This window comes from Microcoleus sp. MON2_D5 (assembly GCF_036701905.1).
GTDB lineage: Bacteria > Cyanobacteriota > Cyanobacteriia > Cyanobacteriales > Microcoleaceae > Microcoleus.
The window spans coordinates 1-21,154 of sequence record NZ_JAUBRM010000061.1; the positions used below are offsets into that span (position 1 = coordinate 1).

General features: G+C 43.5%; 16 protein-coding genes. 12 read left to right on the plus strand and 4 right to left on the minus strand.

Features of this window, described 5'->3' with window-relative positions:
• The first annotated feature begins 86 nt into the window (after nt 1–86).
• The gene (locus QUA47_RS21315) at nt 87–698 is read left to right on the plus strand and encodes a hypothetical protein (RefSeq protein ID WP_333432222.1); all 612 of its coding nucleotides are present in this window, start codon (nt 87–89) and stop codon (nt 696–698) included.
• Between the two features lies 1 nt (nt 699).
• On the opposite strand, the gene QUA47_RS21320 is transcribed toward QUA47_RS21315, so the two are convergent.
• The 4 genes from QUA47_RS21320 to murC form a co-directional block, all read right to left on the minus strand.
• Nucleotides 700–1,203 (minus strand): low molecular weight protein-tyrosine-phosphatase, encoded by a 504-nt coding sequence (locus tag QUA47_RS21320; protein WP_333407537.1) that lies wholly within the window; start codon nt 1,201–1,203, stop codon nt 700–702.
• 166 nt (nt 1,204–1,369) lie between these two features.
• Nucleotides 1,370–1,720, minus strand: coding sequence for a YbaB/EbfC family nucleoid-associated protein (locus tag QUA47_RS21325; RefSeq protein ID WP_006634273.1), 351 nt, complete (start codon nt 1,718–1,720; stop codon nt 1,370–1,372).
• A 62-nt stretch (nt 1,721–1,782) separates the two neighbouring features.
• Nucleotides 1,783–2,739, minus strand: a complete 957-nt coding sequence (gene murB / locus QUA47_RS21330; protein WP_190656399.1) for a UDP-N-acetylmuramate dehydrogenase — start codon at nt 2,737–2,739, stop codon at nt 1,783–1,785.
• 150 nt (nt 2,740–2,889) lie between these two features.
• Complete coding sequence (gene murC, locus QUA47_RS21335; RefSeq protein ID WP_333432223.1) at nt 2,890–4,446, minus strand: UDP-N-acetylmuramate--L-alanine ligase; 1,557 nt, start codon at nt 4,444–4,446, stop codon at nt 2,890–2,892.
• Between the two features lie 963 nt (nt 4,447–5,409).
• Here murC and nadD point away from each other — a divergent pair.
• From nadD to QUA47_RS21390, 11 genes are all read left to right on the plus strand, one after another.
• Entirely contained in the window at nt 5,410–6,126 is a 717-nt protein-coding gene (gene nadD / locus QUA47_RS21340; RefSeq protein ID WP_333432224.1) for a nicotinate (nicotinamide) nucleotide adenylyltransferase, read from the plus strand.
• Nucleotides 6,127–6,316: 190 nt separating this feature from the next.
• A complete protein-coding gene (locus QUA47_RS21345) occupies nt 6,317–7,336 on the plus strand; it encodes a type I glyceraldehyde-3-phosphate dehydrogenase (protein ID WP_190656404.1) in 1,020 nt (339 codons plus the stop codon).
• 418 nt (nt 7,337–7,754) lie between these two features.
• Nucleotides 7,755–8,708 carry a GDP-mannose 4,6-dehydratase gene (locus QUA47_RS21350; RefSeq protein ID WP_333432225.1) on the plus strand — a complete coding sequence of 318 codons (954 nt, stop codon included), beginning with the start codon at nt 7,755–7,757 and terminating at the stop codon, nt 8,706–8,708.
• Between the two features lie 21 nt (nt 8,709–8,729).
• Nucleotides 8,730–9,335 (plus strand): aspartyl protease family protein, encoded by a 606-nt coding sequence (locus tag QUA47_RS21355; RefSeq protein ID WP_333432226.1) that lies wholly within the window; start codon nt 8,730–8,732, stop codon nt 9,333–9,335.
• A 293-nt stretch (nt 9,336–9,628) separates the two neighbouring features.
• Nucleotides 9,629–10,225: a sulfotransferase gene (locus tag QUA47_RS21360; protein ID WP_333432227.1), complete on the plus strand. Its 597-nt coding sequence runs from the start codon at nt 9,629–9,631 to the stop codon at nt 10,223–10,225.
• Nucleotides 10,226–10,243: 18 nt separating this feature from the next.
• Complete coding sequence (locus QUA47_RS21365) at nt 10,244–10,912, plus strand: methyltransferase domain-containing protein (RefSeq protein ID WP_333432228.1); 669 nt, start codon at nt 10,244–10,246, stop codon at nt 10,910–10,912.
• A 9-nt stretch (nt 10,913–10,921) separates the two neighbouring features.
• A complete protein-coding gene (locus tag QUA47_RS21370; protein WP_333432229.1) occupies nt 10,922–11,512 on the plus strand; it encodes an acyltransferase in 591 nt (196 codons plus the stop codon).
• Nucleotides 11,513–11,556: 44 nt separating this feature from the next.
• Nucleotides 11,557–12,774, plus strand: a complete 1,218-nt coding sequence (locus QUA47_RS21375; RefSeq protein WP_333432230.1) for a DegT/DnrJ/EryC1/StrS family aminotransferase — start codon at nt 11,557–11,559, stop codon at nt 12,772–12,774.
• Between the two features lie 139 nt (nt 12,775–12,913).
• Nucleotides 12,914–15,253, plus strand: coding sequence for a glycosyltransferase (locus tag QUA47_RS31055; RefSeq protein WP_445302536.1), 2,340 nt, complete (start codon nt 12,914–12,916; stop codon nt 15,251–15,253).
• A 60-nt stretch (nt 15,254–15,313) separates the two neighbouring features.
• Entirely contained in the window at nt 15,314–18,724 is a 3,411-nt protein-coding gene (locus QUA47_RS21385; RefSeq protein WP_333432232.1) for a glycosyltransferase, read from the plus strand.
• A gap of 2 nt (nt 18,725–18,726) precedes the next feature.
• A complete protein-coding gene (locus QUA47_RS21390) occupies nt 18,727–20,979 on the plus strand; it encodes a glycosyltransferase (protein WP_333432233.1) in 2,253 nt (750 codons plus the stop codon).
• Nucleotides 20,980–21,154: the final 175 nt, after the last annotated feature.

Genomic DNA, 21,154 nt, shown 5'->3' on the forward strand with positions numbered 1-21,154 from the left:
GCCGCTTTTATCAACAAGGTATGCGGGCTGCAACCCTTATCCAGTCTATTTCATAGACCTCTTTGTCACCCTCCCAGATAATTTGGTTGCCCTTAGTTTTTGCTTTCCTCTGCAAGCAGCGTCGGTGGAAAGATTTAGCAGCATCAGTCTTGCTTTCTTTATTAATTATCGCGGTGATAACTTATACATTTATGCCCACAGTTTCAGCTTGGAGAAGTCTTTTAAATCCGGGAACCGCCGGGGCGACTGCTCGATCGTTTCACCATGCGATCAATTTATTTATGGATTTTTTGCCCAATGTAAGTGTTGAAACTAGGGAAAGTATTCTATCATTCCTCAAATATTTTGCGTATTTAAGCTGGATTTTTTACTATGCAGGGACGTTAATTAAATCATTATTCCGCAAAAAAGATTCGGAAATTAATTTGGTATCAGATATTGGATGGACGACTCTCACTTTGTTTTTGTTGGCTACACCTTGGCTAATGCCTTGGTATCCATCTATTTTGCTGCCAATTGCTGCTTTGAGTATCAATTCTCCCCATTTTGTATTGACAAGTTTAACTTTTTCTTTGTCACCCAGTATCATTTTGGGAGGAGGAGCGGGAACAACTGTGATATCCCTAGTTACGAGCTTTGTTAGCGTTGTCCCCCCTACAGCATTGCTAATATTCGGGCGGAAAAAGGCACTTTTTTAATTTAAATTGATTGCTGACCGCCAACTGTTAATTTTTTCAGACTGACTACGTACTCTAACAAACCCTCTGAAGCGTCCAGCAGCAAATCAATTACTCGATCAAATCCCTCCGGGCCACCGTAGTAAGGATCAGGCACTTCTTTAAGGTCGTATTTCTGGCAAAAATCGCACATCAGTCGCACTTTATCTTTATACTTTCCAGCCGCATCCAGGGCAAGAATATTGCGATAATTTTCCCGATCCATGGCCAGAATCAAATCAAAATTTTCAAAATCTTTCCTGGCAAATTGGCGGGCTTCGCCTAGCAATTCAATGTCTCGCTTCCTTGCCGCCAATGCCATCCGCCTGTCAGGGGGGCTGCCAATGTGATAGCTAGCAGTTCCGGCCGAATCGCAGGTGATACGATCGCTCAAACCCGCTTCTTTAATTAAGTGATTCATAATATTTTCTGCTGAGGGCGATCGGCAGATGTTTCCGAGGCAGACAAACAATAATTTATAAGACATTTAATTGATAATTAGTAATTGGTAATTTTTAATGGGAAAGAAGAAAGAAAATTTTTCCTTTCCCCTTTTTCCAAAATTTTCGTGCTTGATAGAAATCAATCAGTCATTAGCTATAGATTCCTTTTTAAACACAGATAGCTAACCGCTAATGACTGATGACTCATGATTAACCGAAACCGGGGAGATTTAGTCCACCGGTGAGTTCTTCCATTTTCTCCCGCATCGTCATCGTAGACTTAGCGTAAGCATCCTGCATCGCCACCGTGACGAGTTCAGAAACCACATCAGCACCTTCACCGAGGGCATCCGGTGAGATTTCCACGCGGCGGGGTTCTTGGTTGCCGCTGAGAAAAACCTTGACCAAGCCGCCGCCGGCAGTTCCCTCAATTTCCATTACATCCAACTCTTCTTGGAGCTTTTTAGCTCCTTCTTGAACCTGCTGAGCTTTTTTGAAAGCTTCAGTCAGTTCTTTCATTTTTCCCAGGCCGAAGCCAAATCCTTGTCCTGATTTTGTCATAGCTACTTTGTGATGGTGTGTGGGCTGGCAGTCTGCCGTTTCCGTATTACTTCAATGATGCCTTAGAAGGGAAACTCTCCCAGTATTCTAACTTCTGGCTCCAACAACAGCGACCACCGCTGCTCGACTTGCTGTTGAACGTGGCGGATCACTTGAAAAATATCATTGGCCGTTGCCGACCCGCAGTTAAGAATAAAATTAGCATGGCGCTGAGCCACTTGTGCGCCACCGATCTGATATCCCTTCAGTCCCGCTTGTTCGATGAACCAACCTGCCGTCTTGGGGCCGGGGTTGCGGAAGACTGAGCCACAGCTCGGTAAGTGGTAAGGTTGAGTTGTCCGCCGCTGGCTGAAATGGTCATTAGTTTCTGCCATTACTTGCGATCGGTCGAATCCCGGCTGTAATTGGAAAGTCGCTTCTGTTACTAGCCGATCGCCCCCTTGCAGCACCGAAGTCCGGTAGCGGTACTCCAACTCTTGAGGAGTCAGAATTTCCACCTTACCACCAGGGGATAGGACGCGAGCGTTGACTAGAATATCAGCAGTACAGCCTCTGTGAGCGCCTGCATTCATCACCACAGCCCCTCCCACTGTACCCGGTATGCCGACTGCCCATTCTAGACCTTTCCAGCCCCGTTTAGCCGCCAACCAAGCGAGGCGGGGAATTGACTCTCCCGCCCCCGCTGTCACTTGACCTGTTTCTGCATTAAAATTCACCTGTTTCAGGTAGCGAGTGGCGACGACCAAACCGGACAAACCCCGATCGCTCACCAACAAATTAGAACCCGCACCCAGCAGAGTCACCGGCATCCCTTCATCGTGTGCCCAGGCAAAACTCGCTTGCAAAGCCTCCATACTGCGGGGAGCAACGTACCACTCGGCAGGGCCGCCGACTCGGAAGGAAGTCAGACCCGCCAGCGAAACTTGGGAGTTAATCTTGCAATCAGTTCCCCGCAAAGAAATAGGAGAATACACTCGCCGATTGTCCTTAACAGAGGAGTCATTCGAGATAGTCACCATCTTGAAAATCCTTAAAAATACCTTCGCTCAAAGACGTGGTTGAAAATCCATTTAGCTAACTTATGTGGCCGCTTTGAGCGAGCCGCCCGACAGAAGTTTCGGCACAACGTGCAACGCCATAATGTCGATCGACTCTACTCAGTTGGCGAGCTAATCGGGGCGATCGGCTGGTTGATAAAAAGCCATAACCTCTGGAATAATCTGATTCAGATTACCAGCCCCCAAAAACAGAGCCAAATCCCCCGCTTGCAGATTTTGGGTTAAAAACTTAGTGACTGACTCCAGAGAAGGCGCAAACTCAACCTGTCGGCCTTCTTTAGCAATCAAATCAGCAACCTGCTGCCCGCTAATCTCTCCTAAATTTGGTTCCCCAGCACTATAAATATCGCAAGCCACAACCAAATCAGCATCCCCAAAAGATTGAGCAAATTCTGGCAAAAATGTCAGAGTCCGGCTGTAACGGTGGGGTTGAAAAATTGCAACCACTCTTCGGGATTTGGGATTTTTTTCGCTACCTTCGATACGCAAGCGAGCGGCCGCCAAGGTAACGCGAATTTCGCTAGGATGGTGGGCGTAGTCGTCCACAAACAGGATTTCATTGTGAAAACCCCGTACCTCAAAACGGCGGCGAGCTCCTTCAAAGCCAGCAATCGCTTTGGCAATCGCCGAAAACTCTAACCCCAACAATCGGCCTACTGCTACCGCAGCTAGTGCATTGCTGAGATTGTGTGTGCCCAGCAACTTCAACTCGATTTCCCCTAGGAAAGTTCCTCGCTCCCAAATCCGTGCCTTGGTGCTTTCTGCTCCGTACTCCACGCCCGAAACCGTGTAGTCAGCACCCCTGTCCGGCTGCAAGCTATAACTGACATGAGGCTGAAGGCAGTCTTTGACGATTTGGTCGTCAATGCAGCCCACCAAGGTTTGACAGTTTTGGGCAAACACCTTAAATGTGTCTATTACCTGGTCCAGGGTATCGTAATGGTCTGGATGATCCAGTTCCACATTCGTCACTATGCCAATTTTGGCAACCAGCTTGACGAGAGAACCGTCGGATTCATCAGCCTCGGCAACTAAGTAGGGGCCTTCTCCCAAACGGGCATTGCCTTCCCAAGCATTTACCTCGCCTCCTACCACGATCGTCGGGTCTAGACCCGCAGCCATCAGCATGAAGCCGATTAAGCTGCTAGTAGTAGTTTTGCCGTGAGTCCCCGCTACGGCTATGCTTTGGTAATCTTGAATTAACGCTGCCAACACATCCGAGCGATGAAAAATCGGACAGCCTAAATCTAAAGCAGCTCGATATTCGGCATTTGCTGGGTGAATAGCCGTCGAACATACTACTTGAGGCAATCCCGGAATTGCTTGGGCGCTTGAACCGTTGCCGTTCAATTGGAGAGCTTTGGCTGTCGCAACAGAAGTCCCTACCGTACCCGCGACTGCCGAGGATACGGTTTTTTCCTGTTGCGCGCGGTCGGGACTGCTACCGTTGAGGGCCGTTTGAAATAGTTCAAAATTGCTGGCGTCTTGACTCCAAAAAATATGAGCTCCCATTCCTTGCAAGCGCTCGGTTATGTGACTCGATTTAATGTCGGAGCCGTACACAGGCAACTTGCGTTTAGCTAGAATGTAGGCTAGGGCTGACATCCCAATCCCACCAATGCCGATGAAATGAAATGGTCTACCGCTGAAATCAACAGAACTCGGCATCTTCGCTCCTCACACACCACACCACGCCAATAACACGCGATATCATATCAAGAATTGTTTTTTCAGGATACAGTTCGCTAGAGATTTTGTACAAAATTCTCTGCGCGTCCCTAGATTTGCGGGACTTGTAGAGATGTTTGTCTTGTATCCTATATGACTTAGTACCGAGTAGTTTTCCGGAACAGTCACAGCTCGAAAATAACAGGTAACAGAAAACGCGGTCTGGGGTCTGGCCCAACAGACTAATTTTGGGTGCTTGCATACTCCTGCATTCTTTCTATTTCTATCCGCCTGCTGTGCTCGGATACGGTAGCAAAAGCCCCACAACCTTTCTACCAAGATTGAGGGTAAAACCCATAAGGATTTACAAACACTACCACGTATGACCAAATTTCGCTCCTTTTACAGTCATAAATCTACCTTTACGGTCATTTTCTCGGCCAAGTCAGAGATTGACACGAGCGCAGCTATAGTATATATTTTTACTATATTGTATATATAAGTTATGTAGTTAGTCGGAATAGTCGAATAGCCATTGAGCCAACCAAATCATGGGCTCGATCGAGAAGCCGATGAACCGTCTTGGCAGCCCTGAAAGTTTTTACCACTGCGCTAAAAAGTATATCTACTGTCAAAACTTTTTGACCCGCCAACCCACAAATGCTCAGGGGGTCGATCGCGCAATCAAAACAAGTTGGGATTAATATTGGCAAGGTTAATCACCGAGTCCCGGAACCACTCCGACGTTCAGAACCGGGTTTTTGAACTCGGGTTGAAGGTTTGAACGAATAAAGGGGGTTAACAAAATCGGTTTTAGCGTCCGGGACGATCGTCGAAACTAGGGTCGTCCAAGGGTTTGTCCCCAATGTGAAGCGAGGGTTTTCTAATAAACGAGCTTATGGTTAAAAGTGTATAAACATAAAATTGGCGCGATGTCTGTATTAATCCTGATTTTGGGGAAATATGGGGAAAATAGCGATTTTGGGGGGGACTTTTGATCCGGTTCACTGGGGTCACGTGTTGGTAGCCGAGACGGCTGCGAGTCAATTTGCTCTCGATCGAGTCATTTGGGTACCGGATCGCTCTCCTCCTCACAAGTGGCGCCCGGATTTGGCAAGTTTTGAGCAGCGGCGGGAAATGCTCGCTCTGGCGATCGGCGATCGCCCCGACTTCCTAATTTCGCCGCAGTCGGCAAATCCCTCCGACAGTTGTTTTGCGATTGACACCCTGCTGTATTTGCAAAAATTGTATCCAGGCGATCATCGCTGGTACTGGATTATTGGTAGTGACGCACTCCTTACTCTGCCCAAATGGCACCGATGCGGCGAAATTGCCGGGTTGTGCGACTGGTTGGTGGCCCCACGTCCGACTCAGGGAGATCGAGAGACTGCAGAAAGCGGGGAGATTGGGGAACTGTCTGAGTGGGGAGATTGTCCGGGTGGAAAACCCCTCACTTCCGCGGGGGACAGGATGCAGGTTCAGGCAAATGCTGTGGGCCGACGAGTTGCCGAACAAATGGCTCTTTTGGACGTGGAGATTCGCTGGGAGGTGCTTTCCATGCCTGCGATCGAGATTTCGTCGAGCCACATCCGCCGCTGCTGCGCCGAAAGGATCGACCTCCGCTACTTAGTCCCGGAAGTTGTCGGGACTTATATTGCAGCCCATCAGCTTTACCAGTAACCAGCGGCAGAAAGCCTAATGCCTTCGGTCTTGCAATTTCAGCCTTCTAGAAAAGTTCAAGCTTTTTTGATCGACACAAAAAGTTAGAAAGGATCGACCTTTGCGATATGATCTTGTCTCATAAGTCAATTCTTAAATTTTTTCAAAATTTAAGCCTGAGCTAGAGGCTGCCATCGTTAGGAGGTACAAGGTGATTAGAGTCGCGATCAATGGTTTTGGACGTATCGGGCGCAGTTTTGCGCGCTGCTGGCTGGGCAGAGAAAACAGCCAGCTAGAGTTGGTAGCTATTAATGACACTTCCGATCCCAGAAGTAATGCTCACTTGCTGAGATACGATTCCATGATGGGAACGTTGAAGAATGTGGACATCAGTGCGGATGAAAATTCCATTACTCTCAACGGCAAGACAGTTAAATGCGTGAGCGATCGCAACCCGCTAAACTTGCCTTGGAAAGATTGGGGTATTGATCTGATTATTGAATCGACCGGCGTCTTCGTTGACCAAGCTGGTGCATCGAAGCATATCACTGCCGGCGCTAAAAAAGTGCTAATTACCGCTCCCGGCAAGGGTTCTGAAGTTGGCACTTATGTGATGGGAGTCAACCACCACAACTACAAGCACAGTGACTACACAGTCATCAGCAATGCTAGCTGTACTACCAACTGTCTGGCTCCTGTACTGAAAGTGCTGCACGAAAATTTTGGCATCGTCAAAGGTATGATGACCACTACCCACAGCTATACTGGCGACCAGCGCTTGCTGGATGCCAGCCACCGCGACTTGCGGCGGGCCCGGGCGGCAGCAATGAATATTGTGCCGACTTCTACCGGAGCAGCCCAAGCTGTGGCTTTGGTGATTCCGGAATTGAAAGGCAAGTTAAACGGTATCGCCATGCGCGTCCCGACTCCTAATGTGTCGGTAGTTGATTTTGTGGCTCAGGTAGAGAAAAAGACTTTTACCGAGCAAGTAAATCAAGTGTTCAAAGAAGCTGCCTCTGGCTCCATGAAAGGGATTTTGGAGTACAACGATTTGCCTTTAGTTTCATGCGACTATCGCGGAAGTGATGCTTCTTCGATTCTGGATTCCAGCTTGACGCTGGTGATGGATGGCGACATGGTGAAGCTGTTGGCTTGGTACGACAATGAGTGGGGCTACAGTCAGCGGGTGGTTGACTTGGCTGAATTGGTCGCCGAACGTTGGGAAGCCTAGTATCCGAAGGCAGAAGGCTTTAGTCATTCGGCAGAAGGTAAAAAAGGCTAATATTTTGTACTTTTGAGTCGATTTCTAGCTGACTGGTTATTTCTGTTTTCGAGCGGTAGAGACTTTTGGCAGTTGATAGTTGGCGAGTAGAAGATGAAATATCGTAGGGACACGGGACTGCCCTGTCCCTACGATATTGGTAAGCTGCTACTCCCAGCTATCGAACTTTTTGCCATAATACTACGATCGGGCTTTCGGGGCTGCTTAATGATAAATTTGTTGTTTGTTTGTAGTAAGCGCTTAAAATTGCTTTAGTTAAGTTCTCCGAAAACCCCAAATATTAAAAAAATAAAAATTCCGGCTATAAAAGTTAAAAACCTGAAAAAATAGCAACAGCTACGGTAGAGTTTTGGAAGCAAAATGTGGTATGAAAAAAGCGTTAATTAGTGGTATATCAGGTCAGGACGGAGCTTATTTAGCTAAACTGTTACTCGATCGAGGTTATGAAGTTTGTGGCACCTCCAGGGACGCCCAAATGTCTAGTTTCGGAAACCTGGCCCGTTTGGGCATCCGAGACCGAGTAAAACTAGAATCCATGTCGCTCAACGATTTTCGCAGCGTCTTGCAAGTGCTTGCCAAAATAGAGCCAGATGAGGTGTACAATCTAGCAGGTCAAAGTTCCGTCGGTCTGTCTTTTGAACAGCCCGTAGAAACCCTCGAAAGCATTGCCACAGGCACATTGAATCTCTTAGAAGCAATTCGGTTTACAGGGGGAAAAATCAAACTTTACAACGCCAGTTCCAGCGAATGTTTTGGGGATACCCGAGGCAATCCAGCCGATGAAAATACGCCTTTTCGCCCCAGAAGTCCTTACGCGGTGGCGAAAGCAACGGCATTTTGGGAAGTAGCGAATTATCGGGAAGCGTACAATTTGTTTGCGTGTTCTGGTATTTTGTTCAATCACGAGTCGCCGCTGCGGCCGGAGAGGTTTGTCACCCAAAAAATTGTATCTGTTGTGTGCCGAATTGCTGCGGGCAGTTCCGAAAAACTGCATTTGGGAAATATTTCAGTGCAGCGGGACTGGGGTTGGGCGCCGGAATATGTGGAGGCGATGTATTTGATGTTGCAGCAGGATCAACCGGACGATTATGTAATTGCCACGGGTGCAAGTTATCCTTTGGAAGAGTTTGTGCAGACCGCGTTCGTTTCTGCGGGTTTGGATTGGCAGGAACATTTAGTAACCGATGCGAGTCTTTACAGACCGACGGAGATTGCAGTTGGGAGGGGAAATCCGGCTAAGGCAAAAGAAAAATTGGGCTGGGAGGCGAAGTATAAGATGCCTGATGTGGTGCGGATGATGGTGGAAGCGAGGATGATTTGAGGGAAAATTATGAGGTGAAATATGGATGCAGAATATGCAACAGCTAAGGAGTGGTATAAAGCCCATCGCCGAGAGTTGAAAAAATATCGAGGTGAATGGATAGCTTATACTAACAAAGGGGTGATTAGTCCCGATCGCGATTATCGAAAAATGAAGGACGGGATTCCTGCTGATACACCCAATTTAAGTTATGTCATCGGTCGCATATTTGAAAGCGAGTTTATTGAACCAGTCAGGTTTTATCCGGTCAGGATGAGGTCATTAAAATCTCACGATTGGCAGCCAAGATATGAATTGCATCTAAAAGTTCAAAACTCCGAAAGAGTCGAAATGCTGGTGGATTCGGGAGCTGAACTCAGCTTAATCACTAAGCAGCTTGGCGAAGATTTGGGTTTAAGTACAAGTGCTGGAGAGATTATCAGTAAAGCTGAGGGAGTTGGTGGCAGCATCGAATATCTATTACGAGATATTGAAATGGAGTTGGATGGTCATACTTTTACGGCTCCTGTAGCTTGGACACAAAGTTATTTTTGTGAGGAAATACTTTTGGGGAGGGAGGTGGTGTTTGATTTGTTTGATATAGAATTTAAGCAGGCTGAGGAAATGATTGTTTTTAAGTGGCGATGACAGTGAAGTACCTCGCTCGAGTTTAAGCTAATTTTTATTGAGCAGCTTTCAAGGAAATAAATCCCCTTAGGAAGAAAAAATTTTTTTTGTGAATGGCGATAGATACTTGTCGTATATTTTTCATACCACTTGAGATTCGCAAAATTTGAAACAGTTAATCATTGAAATGGATCTAAAAAAATTACAAGAGATTAAAGAAACTTTGGAGCGGTCGCGCTCTTGGTTACAAGAAATTAAAAACTCGAAAGCATCAATTCAATTCAATTCAATTCAATTATAACAAAATTTTTTGTGTGGGCATGAACAAAACTGGAACTGAATCTACGAAAGCCGCACTGATTGAATTAGGATTTCCGTTTGCACCTCAGCTTCCAGCCGAAATGATGTTAAAAGACTGGGCTGAAAGAAGGTTTGACAAATTAATTGATTTTTGCTATGACTATCAGTGTTTCAAAGATATACCTTTTAGCTTGCCCTATACGTTTCAAATTTTAGATACATATTATCCTAAGAGTAAATTTATTTTAACTATTAGAGACAATAGCCAAGTATGGTTTGAATCTATTAAACGCTTTCACGGTAAACTATTCAGTCAAGGCAAAACCTTCTCATGGGAAGATTTGGAGTCAGCAAGTTATGTTTATCAAGGTTGGATGGCAGAAGCCAGTAAATATATTTTCCATGCTGATGAGTATGGTTTATACGATCAATCGAGATATATTGAAGTCTATGAATTTCATAATCAAATGGTTAGAGAATATTTTAGATACAGGAGTGATGCACTTTTAGTAATTAACACGGCTTCGGAAGGATCTTATGACCAACTCTGTAAATTCCTGGATGTTTCTCCAGTTAGAACAAAATTCCCTCACTTAAATAAAAGCCAATAATCAGGAGGAGTGGGCCAAATGTTTAATGATAAGTTACAGCAGATTAGGGAAGATTTAGAGCGCTCCGACTCTTATTTACAACAAGTAAAATCAGGTTTACAATTTAGTCATAAAATCAATTCATCTTTTCCCGATAGACAATTGATTGAACATAAACTACATATAGGATGTGGTAAAGTTAAACTAGCAGGATGGATAAATATAGATGAGAGCCTTCATCCTGGGATTACTGACCTAGAATTAGATATTACCCAAGGGCTACCTTATGATGACAATTCTTGTAGTTTAATTCACCAGGAACACTTTTTAGAACATCTATCAGCAGAAGCCGGTTTAAACTTTCTCAAAGAATGTTACCGAGTGCTGAAATCAGGAGCTGTAATGCGGATAGCTATGCCATCTTTGGATCTGATAATTGAAAAGTCTTACTTGGGAAACTGGAGAGATCAAGATTGGTTAAAGTGGCCAGAATATCAATTTATTAAAACTCGTGCCGAGATGCTTAATATTTCTTTTCGGTGGTGGGGACATCAGTGGTTGTACGATCGAGAGGAGTTACATCGCCGATTACGGGAAGCCGGTTTTACTATAATTAGAGATGTTGATTGGGGAAATAGCGACCTACCCGAATTAAGAAACCTAGAAACTCGTAAAGACTCTTTACTTATCTGTGAGGGAGAAAAATAATTAATTGGTATGACAAATCAACCCTACAAATTAGAATTAGCACAAGTCGGTCAAGATGTGATTATTTGGCCCAATGCTAAAATTATATCCCCTGAAGTTATTGCTATAGGTGACTCCGTAATTATTGATGATTTTGTTTTTATCATGGGTGGCAAAAGTACCCGAATTGGTAGTTTTATTCACATCGCTTCGTTTACCTCAATTACTGGTGGCGGTGAGTTAGTGATGGAAGATTTTACTGGGTTATCAGGAGGAGTTAGAGTTTATACAGGAAATGAAGACTATTCGGGTGGTTGCTTAACTAACCCATCTGTACCTGAGCCTTATCGTCTACCTACTCGCTCGTTTGTTCACATAAAAAAACACGCAATTGTCGGCGCAAATACAGTGATTTTGCCCGGAGTTGTTATTGGTGAAGGTGCTGCTATTGGTGCTAATTCTTTAGTGACGAAAGATTGCGAACCTTGGAAAATATATTTTGGTTCTCCAGCTAAGGCGATTAAGACCCGTCCTCAAGATAAAATCTTAGAATTAGAAGCTCAGTTGCGTCAAGAATTGTATGATGGTAGAGGTAATTACCTCCCAAAAAACCAGCGTTAAAATTTAAAATTTAGTGCTATTTAAAAATTAGACACTCTACTCTAATGATGACAAAAAAATCTAACTTAGAAAACTTAGCCATATTGGGTGGTAAGCCAGCATTTAACGAACCACTCCATGTAGGAAGGCCTAACATAGGGGATCGCGCCTCCCTCCTCCAACGCATCAATGATATCCTAGACAGGAGATGGCTAACCAACAACGGCCCTTATGTACAAGAATTAGAGCAGCGAATCAGTAGCTTGCTAGGGGTCAAGCACTGCATCGCCACCTGTAACGGGACAGTAGCGCTGGAACTTGCAATTAGAGCAGCAGGGCTTTCTGGTGAAGTGATTGTACCTTCCTTTACGTTCATCGCGACACCTCATGCTTTACAATGGCAAGAAATCACGCCCGTTTTTTGCGATGTAGCCCCTCGCACCCACACCCTCAACCCTTGGCGAGTCGAGGAAATGATTACGCCTCGCACCACTGGTATTATAGGAGTTCATGTGTGGGGGCAACCTTGTGATGTAGAAGCCTTAACCGAGATTGCTCGGAAACACAACCTCAAGTTGATGTTTGACGCTTCCCATGCCTTTGGTTGCTCCTACAAGGGACAAATGATTGGGAACTTTGGTGAGGCGGAAGTGTTCAGCTTCCATGCTACCAAATTTTTCAATACTTTCGAGGGCGGCGCGATCGTTACTAATAACGACGAACTAGCTGCTAAAATACGTTTGATGAAAAACTTTGGTTTTGCTGGTTATGATAATGTTGTTTACATCGGCACTAATGGTAAAATGAGCGAAGTCTCGGCTGCAATGGGATTAACCTCCCTGGAGAGTCTTGATGACTTTATCTCTATCAATTATGCCAATTACAAGCAGTATCAGCATGAACTAGCTGGCATTCCTGGCATTTCCTTATTCACTTACGGAGAAACAGAAAGATGTAATTATCAATACATTGTACTCGAAGTTGATGAGTCTCTAACTCAAATTACTCGCGACCAACTAATAAATATTTTTTCTCAGGAGAATGTACTTGCTCGTCGCTATTTCTATCCAGGTTGTCATCAGATGGAACCCTATCGCTCTTACTTTCCCCATGCAGGACTACTGTTGCCAGAAACAGATAAACTGGTGCAACGGGTGTTACTGCTACCCACAGGTACGGCAGTGGGGTTATGCGAAATTAGTCAAATCTGTGAGATAATCGGGTTAGTCGTTGCACAGGGTGAAAAAATCAGAGGGAAATTAGAAAGTTTACCTCTTGCTTAATTAGTTAAATTAGGGGAGACAAATATCTGAACTTCTTTATAATAATCAATGCTGTTCAATTCGTCTTATTTTAATTTAGCCTAAAAAATGCTTCTAAAGTATTGGGATCCACTTTTAAAATTTTAAAGGGAAAGAAATTATGCCAAAAGTATCAGTTGTCATGGCTTCCTATAACCATGAGAAGTATGTAGCAGAAACGATTGAAAGTGTTTTAAGCCAGACTTATCAAGACTGGGAATTTATAATTACCGATGATGGTTCGCCCGATGGAACTGTAGATGTAATGAAAAGATTTGACGATCCGCGAATTAAACTATTTTGCTTTTCGCAAAATCAGGGCGCTTGTACAGCGATGAATAATTGTATACAAGAGGCAAAAGGTGAATACATAGCAGTGATCAACTCTGATGATGCGTGGATGCCAGAGAAACTCGAAAAGCAGGTTAAATTTTTAGATGAACATCCAGAAAAGGGGGCTATTTTTGGCTATGCCCAAATTATAGATGAGGAAGGAAAAAAAATCACAGAAGAAAACCATTTTTACAGCCAAGTATTTATACAACCTAATAGAACTAGATTTGAGTGGTTAAGGCATTTCTTTTTTAATGGAAACTGCTTGTGCCATCCAAGTATTTTAATTCGCAAGCATTGTTATGATGATATCGGTTTATATGACGAGCGGTTTGCTCTATTGCCAGATTTTGATTTTTGGATACGGCTCTGCATAAAATATGAAATTTTTATTATGCCAGAGTCCCTAGTAAAATTTCGGATTCGTTTGCAGGAAGCGAATGCGAGCGGAAATAAACCAGAGACTCAGATGAGACATCATCTGGAATTTAGTCAGATTCTGAAAAACTATATTAGTCCAGACACATTAAATATATTTTTAGATATATTTCCTGTAAGTGCAAGAATAGAGGGAATAGAGTCGCGATTAAATATAAAAGATATTGAAGTAGAGTTGGCTCCCTTTATTATTGCTATGTTTGCGATTAGACATAGCAATCCTGCTCACAGATACTTTTGCTTTGATATTTTATATCAAATGTATAGCCAGAAAGAACTGGCTCAAAAGTTAAAGCAGAAATATTCTTTTGATTTTTCAGATTTAATTAAGCTGGCTGGAGAGCAAGATGTTTTTGGTACAGTTGCCTTACAGCAGTCTCAATCTCAAGTCCACCAGACTGAGGCGGTTTTGGAGCAAACCTACTCTCATTTGCGCTCCATAGAGGTACAATTAGAACAATCCCAGGCTCAACTTCAACAGACTGAGGGTTTATTAGAACAATCCCAGTCTCAACATCAACAGACTGAGGGTTTATTAGAACAATCCCAGTCTCAACTTCAACAGACTGAGGGTTTATTAGAACAATCCCAGTCTCAACTTCAACAGACTGAGGATTTATTAGAACGATCCCAGTCTCAACTTCAACAGACTGAGGGTTTATTAGAACAATCCCAAGCTCAGTTGTATGAAACTCAAGAGCAATTAGAACAATCTGAGACTAAACTGCATCAGACTGAGGGTTTATTAGAACAATCCCAGGCTCGAATTCAACAAAGTGAGGGTTTATTCGCACAATCCCAAGCTCAGTTGTATGAAACTCAAGAGCAATTAGAACAATCTGAGACTAAGTGGCTTCATACTGAGGATTTATTAGAACAATCCCAGGCCCAACTCCAACAGACTGAAGGTTTATTAGCACAATCCCAGGCTCAGTTGTATGAGACGGAGACTGTTTTGGAGCAATCTCAGGAGCAATTGCACAAAACTGAGGAAGCTTTAGAGCAATCTCAGGAGCAATTGCACAAAACTGAGGAAGCTTTAGAACAATCACAGTCTCTGTTGTATGAAACTCAAGAGCAATTAGAACAATCAGAGAGAAAGCTGCATCAGACTGAGGTAGTTTTGGAGCAATCTCAGGCTGAATTGCACAAAACTGAGGTAATTATGAAGCAGTTTCAAAATGCGCTGCGTGAAACTCAGGAGGATTTAACGCAATCTGAAAGTCTCTTGCACGAAACTCAGCAAGCATTAGAAGAGTCACTATTCCAAATAAGTGAGTTTCAGCGGGAAGTAGAGGTATTGAAGTCTCAACTGCATAAAGTTAATAGTGAATTAAATCTACAAAAATCTCAATCTTACCAATTTCAAAAGGAATTGGCGCACTCGCGTTTTTTGAGCGAAGCTATTGCTAGAGAGCAAGAGGCACAAAGTAAGACACATTACCAACTCCTTGTGTGGGAGGCATGGTATGCTTATCACAGTGGTGAACTGAGCAAAATGAAAGAGTGTTTGCAGGAATCTTTGAAATGTACGCCTTTTCCAAAATCGGAAACAATCTTAAACTGGTTAGAGAGTTTTACCAAGTTTTCTTTAGAGAAAGAAGGCGGAATCGATATCCAGTCGCTGACCAACTCTGCTGAGTGGAAACAGTTGGTGCGACAGGCAGTTGCCGTCAAAGCCAGGGGGTAATAGGATAGGATTGTGGGAGCATCTACTCACTAACCTGTAATTATTGAATAAATAAACAAAATGCTAAAAACAACTAAACCGATACTAACTTTAGGTAGACTAGACCTCGCCACAATTAATAATCAAGTATTGCGCTTAGATGGCTGGGTAGCTTCATTCAATTCCGGCTCAGTAAGTGGCTTTAAAGTTTCCATCGCCGGCGTAGAGGTTCACAAAATTGAGCAAACTATGGGCATTTCCAGCCCAGATATTCAAGAAATTTACCCTTACCTGGATAGCGCTGGCAATGCTCGATTTAGCATTGAAGTACCTATCATTCAGTGGCATTTTAGCAACTCATTAGTTATTGTAACCCCCCTATTTAATGGGTGCGAAGGCAATCTTCTAATCACTGCTTTAAATCCTTCTCTGCCGAAACCTACTGAAGAATACATCGCGTTGGTGGGTAGCGATTTCGAGGTAGCCTATTACTTCTTAGCTTATTTCATTCAAATGGGGGGGCTGGCTCCCACAGACCGCGTTCTTGATATCGGTTGTGGAGTTGGCCGCTTAGCCTATGGTTTAGCCTACTACTTGAAACGACCTGGAAGCTACGAGGGCTTTGATATTATCGGCAGTTTGATTGACTGGGCTCAACAAAACATTACTCCTCGTTTTCCTCACTTTAAGTTCCGCCCCGTAAACATCTATAACCAGATGTACAACCCCACCGGAACGGTACAAGCAGTAGACTTCATCTTTCCTTATGCCGATGAAAGTTTTGATTTTATTTTCCTCACCTCTGTTTTTACTCATATGCAAGCACAGGAAGTGCAGCATTATTTGGAGGAAATTAACCGAGTGCTCAAACTAGGCGGTCGTTGTTTTTGTACCTGTTTTCTGCTGAATGAAGAATCAGAATTAGCGATCGCGCAGGGTCTTAGCACTCTGGATATTAGCTATAAACTGGAAGATTGCTTTACAAACGATTTGGCTGTGCCGGAGAGCGCGATCGGCTACAAAGAAGCCTTACTATTAGAGTGGATGGAAGACAGTGGCTTAGAGGTGACAGGAAAATACTACGGCTATTGGTCTGGAAGAAGCTGCTTTACCAGTATGCAAGATATTGTGATTGTAGAGAAAACGCGATCGATCAAGGTGCAGAAAAGAAATGATAAAAAAATTCAGAGCTTGCCTGTTTTACATCAAGAAAAAAGTCTCGAACCAACTGAAATTCTACCAGCTTTAGGCAATGTTGATGTAGCTGTGATCGACAACCAAGGATTGCGCTTAGACGGATGGGCGGTCTCATTGAATGCTGGAACGGTGGACGGTTTTAAAGTTTTAATTGCCGGTCAAGAGTTTGCAGACTTTGATTTGACTCTCGGCATCGCCAGTCCTGATGTTAAGCAGGCTTATCCCAATATAGAAAATGCAGAAAACGCTAGATTTAGCCTGCGAATACCCCTGAATTCTCAGCAGGAGCAGTTTCGGGACGCTCCAATACAATTAACTCCCTTATTCAAAGATAGTCAAGGTAAAGCAATAGAATATTGCCTATCTTGTGTGCCTGACCCCGTATTAGAAAAACCCGAAATTCAACAGCAACTCCCTCAACCTGCGATCCAAAAACCAGCAATTTCCAAATTGCAAAAAATTCAAGCCGATTTAGAACGATCACGTTTTTATTTACAACAAATTCAGACAGGTTTAGGGCGTTTACCGTCTCCAGTGCAACCAGTAAATTCAGGGTTAGCAGCCCTTCCTCAGCCAATAATTCCTATTGAAAGCAAACTGGATAACAACAACGCTCAAAACCTGCAATCTTACTACCCAAATTTATTAGGACTCTCTGAAGTAAGTGTCGAAAAATTTTGGCAGATTCTCAACCCGGTCATTGAATCACAACTTCCTTTCACTAACACGACCACCCCTCAAATAAGTATCATTACTCCAACCTGGAATTCCTCTTTAGATTGGTTTGTCGAAACAGCCTTGAGCGTCCTCACTCAATCAATAGCAGACTGGGAGTGGTGCATTGCTGATGACGGATCTAAAACTCCAGAAATTCGCAGTGTCTTGGCAGACTTAGCTAAAAAACACCCGCGAATTAAAATTGCTTTCACAGAGCCTGGTGGAATTAGTGCAGCTACTAATCACGCTCTCAACATGGCAAGTGGAGATTACGTCTGCTTCTTAGATCACGATGATACTTTAGCTCCAACAGCTTTGCAAGACAGCCTAGACAAGCTTTCGGAAGGGTTTGATGCTGTTTACTCTGACGAAGATAAGATTGACTTTTCTGGCCTTGACTATGTTGAATCCTTTTTTAAACCAGATTGGTCTCCCGAATATTTTCGAGGAGTCATGTATGCAGGACACCTTTTATGTGTCCGCAGAGAATTAGCATTAGCTGTCGGGGGATTTAAGAGCGAGTATGATGGCGTTCAGGATTACGAATTTCTGTTGCGAATTTCTGAAGGAACCAACAAAATTGGGCATATTTCTAAGATGCTCTACCACTGGCGAAAAATTCGGGGAAGCATTGCTGGAGATATTAATGCCAAAGCCGGAATTGAGCCGTTGCAGCAAGCGGCTGTTAATTCCCATTTGCAGCGGTTGGGTTTGCCAGCGAAAGCGGAACCGGGGGTAGGCGGACACAGGGTGAATATCAACCCGCTACCCAGAAATCAGAATCCTCTTGTCAGCATTATTATGCTTGTTAAAGATGCCGATGTACCTCTGGAAGATTGTTTAAAAAATATCATTTCCCAGTCAACTTATCCTAATCTTGAAGTTTTGGTGGTTGAAAGTGAAACAGCAGATACCCCTAAATCGTTGAACGGGCAAAATCCAATATCTGTTAAATCCCTTAAATTGCAGCAGCCATTTACACCCGCTCGCGCTTACAATTTAGGAGCAAAATCTGCACGAGGTGAATACCTTGTTTTTATTACCGATATCGCTGAAATTATAACTGAAGATTGGCTAAGACACCTTCTTTACTACGCTGAACAGCCTGATGTCGGTGCAGTGGGGTCGCTCTTGCTTTCCGCCGACAGAGTTGTACAACACGCCGGTCTAGTTTTAGGCGATAAAAGTACAGTTAATTGGGTTATGAAAGGTTTTCCTTCCAATTCCGATGGCTATGCAGGCTCTTTAGTTTGTGCCAGAGAAGTATCAGCCGTAACCGATTCGTGTATGATGGTTAAGAAAAGTGAATTTGACAGGATAGGAGGTTTTAGCGAACACTTTTTTGCGTCCTTTCAAGAGATTGATTTATGTCTGCGTCTGAAAAAAGATGGCAAGCGAATTATTTTGACCCCACGAGCAGTTTTAATTTCCCACGAACCTGTAAGGCGGCAAGGATATGACGATTCAGTAGATAGAATGTTGCTCCTAGATCATTGGGAAATGGATATAGAGCAAGGAGATTCCTACTATAATCCTAATTTTGATTCGGATCGCAACGATTACACTATTCGGGCATAGCCATGCAAAATATTTTGTTTGTTCTTTACAACGACTTTCATTCACAAAGTGCTATTCACGTCCATCATTTTGCTAATAACCTGATTGCTCAGGGGTTAGATTGTGTGGTATGTGTCCCCCGTGACAAGCATACTGTAGCTTTACTACAAAATACTTCCTACAAAGTTACAGAATTTAGCGAAATTTATAATTTGAAAGACTTTTTTCACAACGGCAAAGAGCCTGATATTGTCCATGCTTGGACACCCCGTGAAGTCAACAGAATTTACTGCGAAAAACTTAAGTTACTCTATAACTTCAAGTTGGTAATTCACCTCGAAGATAATGAGGAATATATCATTGAAAAAGATATCAAAAAACCTTTTAGAGAAATTCTAGCATCCATTGATTATATAGAAATTCCAGAACGTATTTCGCATCCAAAACTCTATCGTGACTTTCTCGCTTCAGCAGATGGCGTAACAGTCATTATTGAGAAGTTAAAAGAATTTGTTCCAGATTCCGTTCCCAGTCTCACTCTGTGGCCGGGTGCAGACACGAAGCATTTTTTTATTAGGCGGAAAAATTCACAGTTTGCTGAGAGCTTTGGCATTCCTAAAGATAGCATTATTTTTTGCTACACAGGTAACGTTCATGCAGGCAATAAACACGAAGTTAGGAGTATTTATTTAGCTGTTGCTTTAATCAACCGCGAGGGTTTACCTGCTGTATTGATACGCACTGGTATGGACACTTGCGAGTTGTTGGGTGAAAGCGACCAATGGCTTAAGAAGCATTCAATAGAGTTGGGATATATAGATTACAGCAAAATGCCAGATGTGATGGCGTTAGCTGATTTCTTAATTCAGCCAGGGCGGCCGGATAAATTTAATGACTATCGCTTTCCATCCAAACTTCCAGAATTTCTGGCAATGGGAAAGCCTGTCATTCTGCCAGACACAAATATTGCTCTGATGATGGAACATAAGAAAGATGCTTTCATCTTGCCAGTTGTTGATGCTGCTAGTATTGTTGATGCGGTCAAATTAATATTGAACGATCAAGACTTGTACGAAAAGTTAAGTTGTGGCTCTGTTAACTTTGCTAGAAATAATCTTAACTGGCAAACAAACAGTGAAAGTCTCAAGTCATTTTATGAAAAGATTGGGAGTTCAAAAGCAACTACATTGAGCAGAAGTTTAGAGTTTCAAACGCCGCCACCTCCCAACGAAGAAGTAACAGGAGAGAAAATTGCCGAGATAGAAACAATCCAGCCGTCCGCGGGGGAATTGGAAAATACAAATGCTAAACTCCGCCAGACGCAAGGGGAATTGGAAAATACAAATACTCAACTCCGCCAGACGCAAGGGGAACTGGAACAAACCAAGATTCAACTGCATCAAACACAAGAAAAGTTAGCGGTACTTCAGTCTCAATTGCACGCTATAGAAGCCGAAAAGCAGCAATTTTCAATTCTTCCCATTCGGTTGTTGGAGCCAGAGTCTAAGCAGTTTTTGATCGAGAGATATGCGAAGCCTACTAGCGAGAAAGCAATGAGTTATGCTACAGCACGAGATTTTTGTGATAGTGCAGATTACATTCCTCAACTGTGTCAACTAAACGGGGATTTAAAAAATGTGCAAAGGCCCTGGATTGTTAAAGAGATTTTAAGCCAAGTGCCCATCGGCGGTAAACTTTTAGAGGTCGGTGGTGGTATCCCAGCAGTTGCAGGGTTTCTAATTGAGTTGGGGTATGAGGTAACAATAGTTGACCCTTATGAGGGAGCGGGTAATGGGCCGATAGAATATGAGAAATATAGGCAGCAGTATCCTGATGTGAAAATCATTAGAGCTTTGTTTGAACCGAACATCCAAGGTATCAATCCTGCTTCTTTTGACTGCATATTTTCAATTTCCGTGCTAGAACATATTTTTGGAGAAGCGCTTCAAGATGTTTACAGAGGGATACGCAAGTTTCTGCGTCCGCAAGGAAAATCTATTCACTGTGTGGATCATGTGCTTCGCGGTGCAGGTGCTGAAATGCACGAGGAGAATTTAAAAGTAATTCTTTTAAATCAGTTGCGGTTGCAACATCCGGCTTATACGGTTGGCGATTTTGAGGATGAGTATAAGAGGATGATAGGTCGGCTCAAATATGATTTAGAAACTTACTACTTGTCTGCTGAGGGTCATAACTTTTGGCGGGGTGGTGTTGGCTATGATGTTTTTCCCTTTAGGAAAGTAGTGTCGATAGAAACTTGTGTGTCTATGAGTTAGTTGTTCAGCTTCAATGGTCTGATGAGGCTAAACATTACCAAGTAGCTCCACCTAATTAAACCGAAAATGTAAGGGTGGTAGACTGTCCTTGTTCCACACTGGTTTCCAGACCATTCACGATCGAGCGCTTGAGCCCAATCATACTCATCAGCAAAAACCTGACAAGCTAGATCAT